Here is a 5653-nt window from a genome sequence, read left to right on the forward strand (position 1 = left end):
GGGCCACCGCGCGGTCGCCACCCGCTACGACAAGCGCGACTACATGTTCCGCGGAACCATCGACGTCGCCTCGATCAGGATCTGGCTCCGCGACCCCGTCCCATGATCCAAGGGACACGCTCTAGACCTACCGCACAGCAGACGACGCGGAACACCGCGGAAGGGAGGTGAGCAGTGGAGACCCGTACCGAGTGGGAGACGCCCGACTTCGAAGAGATCGAGTGCGCACCCGAGGTGACGATGTACATCGCACGCTCGGAGGCCTGAGCCCGACGACGTGAACGTGAGAGGGGCGCCGGAACGTGGTTCCGGCGCCCCTCGCGTCATCCGGCCCCGCCGTCTCCGACAAGGGCGGGGGCCGGCACGAGGAACGGAGAGCGACACATGTGGCTGCGGGTGCTGGGATCGGCGGCCGGAGGTGGCTACCCGCAGTGGAACTGCAGCTGCCCGACGTGCCGGGCGGTCCGCGAGGGCACCCGGCCGGCTCGGGCGCGCACGCAGTCGTCGATCGCGGTGAGCCCGGACCGTGAGCGGTGGTTCCTGTTCAACGCCTCCCCCGACATCCGGGCCCAGTTCGAGGCGTTCCCCGGGCTGCACCCCGGCGACGACCGGGCCACGCCGGTGGCGGCGGTGCTGCTCACCGACGCCGAGCTCGACCACACCCTGGGGCTGCTCCTGCTCCGGGAGGGACGCGGGATCCGCCTGCACGCCACCGAGGCGACGTACGCGACGCTGACCTCGGGGACCGGGGTGCTGACCACGCTGGAGCGCTACTGCCCCGTCGAATGGACACGCGTCGTCCCGGGGCAGGACGTGCCGCTGGACGGGATCTCCTACCGGGCCTTCGACGTCCCCACCGCCAAGCACGACCGGTTCGGCACCGGCACCGACGAGGGGCGCGTCGTGGGTTACCGGCTCACCGACGATGCCACCGGGCGCGCCGCGGTGTACCTGCCGGGCGTGCAGGCGCTCACCCCGGCCGTGCTCACCGAGCTCGAGGATTGCGCCTGCCTGCTCATTGACGGCACGTGCTGGCACGACGACGAGCTGATTCGTCTCGGCTTGGCCCAGAAGACGGCTCACGACATGGGTCACCTCTGCATCGGCGGTCCTGGCGGCAGCCTGGAGCAGCTGTCCCGGCTGGCGATCGAACGCAGGATCTACATCCACATCAACAACACCAACCCGATCCTGCTCGAGGACTCGCCGGAACGGCGCCAGGTCGAGCAGAGTGGGATGGAAGTGGCCAGCGACGGTCTCGAAGTGGAGGTCCCAGCACGATGAAGAGGGGCACGATGATCACGACGGTGACACCTGCGGTGGAGGCGGGGCCGGCGGCAGACATCAATCCGGCGACGAGGTCGGCGGAGGTCGAGGGCCTCGTCGAGCAACTGCGCGCGCACTCGCAGAGCTACCACAGCGCGCACCCGTTCCACCTGCGGATGAACGAGGGCGTGCTGAGCCCGGACCAGATCCGCGGCTGGGTGGCGAATCGCTACTACTACCAGGAGATGATCCCGCGCAAGGACGCCGCGATCCTGGCCAACTGCCCCGATCCCGCGGTGCGCCGGCGCTGGATCCGCCGCATCACCGACCACGACGGCGCCGCGGACGGCGAGGGCGGCATCGAGGCGTGGTTCCGCCTGGGCGAGGCCTGCGGCCTGACCCGCGAGGAGATCGCCGACCACCGTCACCTCGTCCCGGGCGTGCGGTTCGCGGTGGACGCCTATGTGACCTTCGCCCGCACCCGGCCGTGGGTGGAGGCGGTCGCGTCGTCGCTGACCGAGCTGTTCGCGCCGGACCTGATGGCCGAGCGCCTGGCCGCGTTCGAGAAGTACTACACCTGGATCGAGCCGGACGGCCTGGCCTACTTCCGGGCCCGCCTGTACCAGGCGCCGCGCGACTCCGAGCACGCCCTCGCGGTGGTCACCGAGCACTGCCGGACCCCGCAGGACCGGGACGCCGCCGTCGCGGCGCTGTCGTTCAAGTGCGACGTGCTCTGGTCGATGATGGATGCGATCGACCAGGGCTATGTGGACCAACCCCATGCCGAATGACGGCGTGGCCGGTGACGCCCCCACGGCCCCCCGGCCGGCGTCACCGACCGTCCCGCCGTCGGGCCACCCGGCGTTGTCCCGTCACGTCCGGATGCGGTTCGACCGGACACGGGAGCGGTACGTCCTGCTGGGGCCGGAGTCGGTGATCGTGCTCAACCCGACCGGCGCGGACATCCTCGGCCTCTGCGACGGGAACCGGACAGTGTCCGACGTCGCCGCGGAGCTGCAGGCGCGGTACGACCGTGTAGTCGACGACGAGGTGGCGGCCTTCCTGGCCCGGCTCGTCGCCAAACGGTATGTGGAGATCGACGATGGACCGTGATATCAGGATGGACAGGCCCTTCGGACTGCTGGCCGAGCTCACCTACCGGTGCCCGCTGGCGTGTGCCTACTGCTCCAACCCGCTCGAGCTCGCCGCCTACGACGACGAGCTGAGCACCGCCGAGTGGCAGCGCGTGTTCACCGAGGCCGCGGAGATGGGTGTGCTGCAGTGCCACCTCTCCGGCGGCGAGCCGCTGCTGCGCCGGGACCTGGTCGACCTGGTGCGCACGGCCGCCGAGCTGGGCATGTACACGAACCTGGTGACGAGTGCGATCGGGCTCTCGCGCAGCCGCGCAGAGGGGCTGAAGGAGGCCGGGCTCGACCACGTGCAGGTCAGCGTGCAGGCCGACGAGCCCGCCACCGCCGACCGGATCGCCGGCATCCCGTCGTTCGAGCGCAAGCTCAAGGCGGCCGCCGTGGTGAAGGACCTGGGCTGGCCGCTGACGGTCAACGTGGTGTTGCACCGGCAGAACATCGACCGGGTCGCCGAGATCATCACCCTGGTCGAGGAGCTCGACGCCGACCGGGTCGAGCTGGCCAACACCCAGTACTACGGCTGGGCGTGGCGCAACCGCGCGGCGCTGCTGCCGAGCCGGGAACAGCTCGCGGGGGCCGAGGAGATTGTCCGCGCCGCGCGCAAGCGCTTGGCGGGCCGGATGGAGGTCGTGCACGTCCTGCCCGACTACTACAGCGAGTACCCCAAGCCCTGCATGGGCGGGTGGGCCGCACGCCAGCTCACCGTGGCCCCCAACGGCGACGCGCTGCCCTGCCCGGCCGCGCAGACCCTGCCGCTGCCCCGAGCGAGCGTGCGGGAAAACTCCCTGGAACGGATCTGGGACGACTCTCCGACGTTCACCGCGTTCCGCGGCACCGGCTGGATGAAGGACCCCTGCCGGACCTGCGACCGCCGCGAGATCGACTTCGGCGGATGCCGCTGCCAGGCGTTCCAGCTCACCGGCGACGCCGCCCGTACCGATCCGGTATGCCATCTCTCGCCCGACCACGGGATCGTGGCCGAGGCCGTGGAGGCGGCCAACGCGGGGACGAGGCGGGACGAGGAGGCGCTCGTCCCGCGTCCGCACCGCTGAGTCAGTCCATCTCGATCGGGGCTCCCCCGAACACGACGAAGCTCAGGACCCAGTAGGCGACGTACAGCGCGAGCAACACATAGCCGTGCCACCGCTGCAATCGGCCCGTGTAGAGGAAGTACGCCGCGAGGCCGGTCACCACGATGAGCGCGGTCAGATGCCACGTGAGCACGTCCGGGCCGACCACGATCGCGCCGCCTGCGAGGATGATGATGCCGAGCTTCCCGGTGACCGAGAAGACGACGCTCCCGATGACGTTTCCGATCCCGACCCCCGGCGCACCCTTCCGGATGGGTTCCACGGTCAGGAAGATGTCCTCGATGGTCAGTACGGCGGTGACGATCGTGGCACCGAACAGTGTGCCCTCGATCCCGTAGGCCTCCAGGATCCCCTCGACTCCGATGCCCGTGGTCGCGGCACCGATGATGAGGCCGGTGAGTGCGAGCAGCGCCAACGCCAGTCCGGCCCAGCCGGGAAGCCTGCGCGCCTCGGCGAACGGCATCTCGTCGGCGAAGGACTTCCCCGGCGCCTCGTCCGTGAGTTCCTCTCGTCCGCGGTCCGCCTCGACCATCCCCGCGTAGACCTCGGCGTTGCGAAAGACCGGTATCTTCCGCTGGGACTCCCGGACGGCGATGTAGGCGATGAACAGTACGAACAGAGCGACGAGCACGACGCCGTCGACGAAGGTGAGCGGGGCCGTGAGCGTGATCACGATCATCACCAGCGGTGCGGCGGCCAGGAGGGCGATGTAGTCGCGCGGGATGTGCACCCTCACCGGCGTGAGGATCGCGGCGACCGCGAGTACGACTCCGGTCAATGAGATCGCGGTGCCGAAGACGGTGCCCAGCGCGACGCCGCTGAGGTCCTCGAGGTTCAACGCGACTCCGAGGAAGATGTCGTCGAACTCGATGCCCGTGAAGATGATGGCGAGCAGGAACAGGGAGACTTTGAGGCCGCTCGCGGCCCCGACGAGATAGCCGATCAACTTCTCAGCGCTGTAGATCAGGAGCGTCGCGCCGGAGATGAAGATGAATACAGAGGTCACAGCGAATCCCCCCTCGTTCCAGCCGGACGCTCAAGGCTGCGGAAATTCGCCTGGTCTTCGTGCCCACGATGTGGTATCCGGGGCCCTAGGTGACGAACCCGATGGGTTCCTGCGTCCTCATGCTCGATGATGGCAAATGGTGCCGCCATTCGCTAGTAGGAGTCGCACCCCGCATTTCGCGCGGGCTGTCGTCGCGTCACTCCGCCAACGAGAGGATCACCGTGGCTGCTCCCACGCTCCAGCGCCCCGACGTCGAGCCGCACGACGGCCCGGCCCTCGCCGACCTGGTCGTCACCGACCTCAGCACCGGCGACGGCTGGTCAGCCGAGGGGGCGTGGAAGTACCAGGGACGATCGAGTTCTCGTCACTGCGGTGTCCCCCGTCGGCCCCCTCACAGGCCGGGTTGTTCACCGGCGACTCCCTGTTCCCCGGCGGGCCGGGCAAGACCGCCGGGCCCGCCGAGTTCGGCTCCCTGATGAACGACCTGGAGTCGCGGGTGTTCGAGCCGCTCCCGGACGAGACGTGGGTCTACCCCGGGCACGGCGACGACACCACCCTCGGAAAGGAGCGCCCGTCGCTGCCCGAGTGGAGGGCACGCGGCTGGTGAGCTGAACGACTGCCCGACCGGGGCCGCACGCGCTCGCCGCGCTGGGCGTTGTCGAAGATCTCCGCCGGGTCGGGTCGAGCGCGTCGAGATCGTCGAGGATGCGCGGGATGATGTCCACACAGTCCGCGCAGATCATGGCGCGGCCAACCGTGGACCGGCTCGCCACCCCGGCAGCCGTGCCGCATATCCCGCACAGCTCCAACTTCGCCGCGCGGCCACCGAGGCCGCCGAGCGGTCCGCGTTCAGTACCGGCTTGCCCCTGCCCTTGCGCGCCAGAACGACAGTGAGGCCCGCGGCCTTGATCTCGGCCACCGCCTTGTCCGGGTCGTTCATGCTGCTACCAGTCGCCGACCACAGCCACAGCTCGGCGGCACGCAGCATCTGGGTCTTCGCGTCAAGGTTGCCGTCCAGTGAGGTGATCTCAGCAAGAAGTGCGTAGCTGGAGTTGTTCGATGTGGGTGAGGACGAGCGCTGCTTTGACGTAGGCGCCGATTCTGCGGGGGCTGGCGGTGATGCGGCGCAGTGCTCGCCAGCG

General features: G+C 69.5%; 7 protein-coding genes and 1 pseudogene. 6 read left to right on the forward strand and 2 right to left on the reverse strand.

Going from position 1 to position 5653, the window contains the following annotated elements; all coding sequences use genetic code 11:
• The first annotated feature begins 174 nt into the window (after window positions 1-174).
• The 5 genes from pqqA to pqqE all read left to right on the forward strand — a co-directional run bounded on the left by pqqA (window position 175) and on the right by pqqE (window position 3466).
• A complete protein-coding gene (pqqA, locus tag KME75_RS44450; protein ID WP_219420136.1) occupies window positions 175-267 on the forward strand; it encodes a pyrroloquinoline quinone precursor peptide PqqA in 93 nt (30 codons plus the stop codon).
• A 117-nt stretch (window positions 268-384) separates the two neighbouring features.
• Complete coding sequence (gene pqqB / locus KME75_RS39610) at window positions 385-1284, forward strand: pyrroloquinoline quinone biosynthesis protein PqqB (RefSeq protein ID WP_219420137.1); 900 nt, start codon at window positions 385-387, stop codon at window positions 1282-1284.
• A complete protein-coding gene (gene pqqC / locus KME75_RS39615) occupies window positions 1281-2057 on the forward strand; it encodes a pyrroloquinoline-quinone synthase PqqC (RefSeq protein WP_246633717.1) in 777 nt (258 codons plus the stop codon). Before pqqB ends, pqqC begins: the two co-directional genes overlap by 4 nt.
• Window positions 2047-2379 carry a pyrroloquinoline quinone biosynthesis peptide chaperone PqqD gene (gene pqqD / locus KME75_RS39620; RefSeq protein ID WP_219420138.1) on the forward strand — a complete coding sequence of 111 codons (333 nt, stop codon included), beginning with the start codon at window positions 2047-2049 and terminating at the stop codon, window positions 2377-2379. Before pqqC ends, pqqD begins: the two co-directional genes overlap by 11 nt.
• A 7-nt stretch (window positions 2380-2386) precedes the next feature.
• Window positions 2387-3466 carry a pyrroloquinoline quinone biosynthesis protein PqqE gene (gene pqqE, locus KME75_RS39625; RefSeq protein WP_219420139.1) on the forward strand — a complete coding sequence of 360 codons (1080 nt, stop codon included), beginning with the start codon at window positions 2387-2389 and terminating at the stop codon, window positions 3464-3466.
• Between the two features lies 1 nt (window position 3467).
• Here the strand turns inward: pqqE and KME75_RS46455 are convergent, their stop codons facing one another.
• A complete protein-coding gene (locus KME75_RS46455) occupies window positions 3468-4511 on the reverse strand; it encodes a sodium:calcium antiporter (protein WP_219420140.1) in 1044 nt (347 codons plus the stop codon).
• Between the two features lie 403 nt (window positions 4512-4914).
• Here KME75_RS46455 and KME75_RS39635 point away from each other — a divergent pair.
• Window positions 4915-5118: pseudogene (locus KME75_RS39635) on the forward strand (MBL fold metallo-hydrolase); the annotation flags it as partial.
• A 132-nt stretch (window positions 5119-5250) separates the two neighbouring features.
• On the opposite strand, the gene KME75_RS39640 reads toward KME75_RS39635, so the two are convergent.
• On the reverse strand, window positions 5251-5653 hold a 403-nt coding region (locus KME75_RS39640), incomplete at its 5' end, for a hypothetical protein (protein WP_219420141.1).

The organism is Pseudonocardia nigra, assembly GCF_019396355.1.
Taxonomy (GTDB): Bacteria; Actinomycetota; Actinomycetes; order Mycobacteriales; family Pseudonocardiaceae; genus Pseudonocardia; species Pseudonocardia nigra.

What these genes read in the sequence shown, in the direction of transcription:
- pqqB (WP_219420137.1), top strand. Translation starts at nt 385, where the DNA reads ATGTGGCTGCGGGTGCTGGGATCGGCGGCCGGAGGTGGCTACCCGCAG.
- pqqC (WP_246633717.1), top strand. Translation starts at nt 1,281, where the DNA reads ATGAAGAGGGGCACGATGATCACGACGGTGACACCTGCGGTGGAGGCG.
- pqqD (WP_219420138.1), top strand. Translation starts at nt 2,047, where the DNA reads ATGCCGAATGACGGCGTGGCCGGTGACGCCCCCACGGCCCCCCGGCCG.
- pqqE (WP_219420139.1), top strand. Translation starts at nt 2,387, where the DNA reads ATGGACAGGCCCTTCGGACTGCTGGCCGAGCTCACCTACCGGTGCCCG.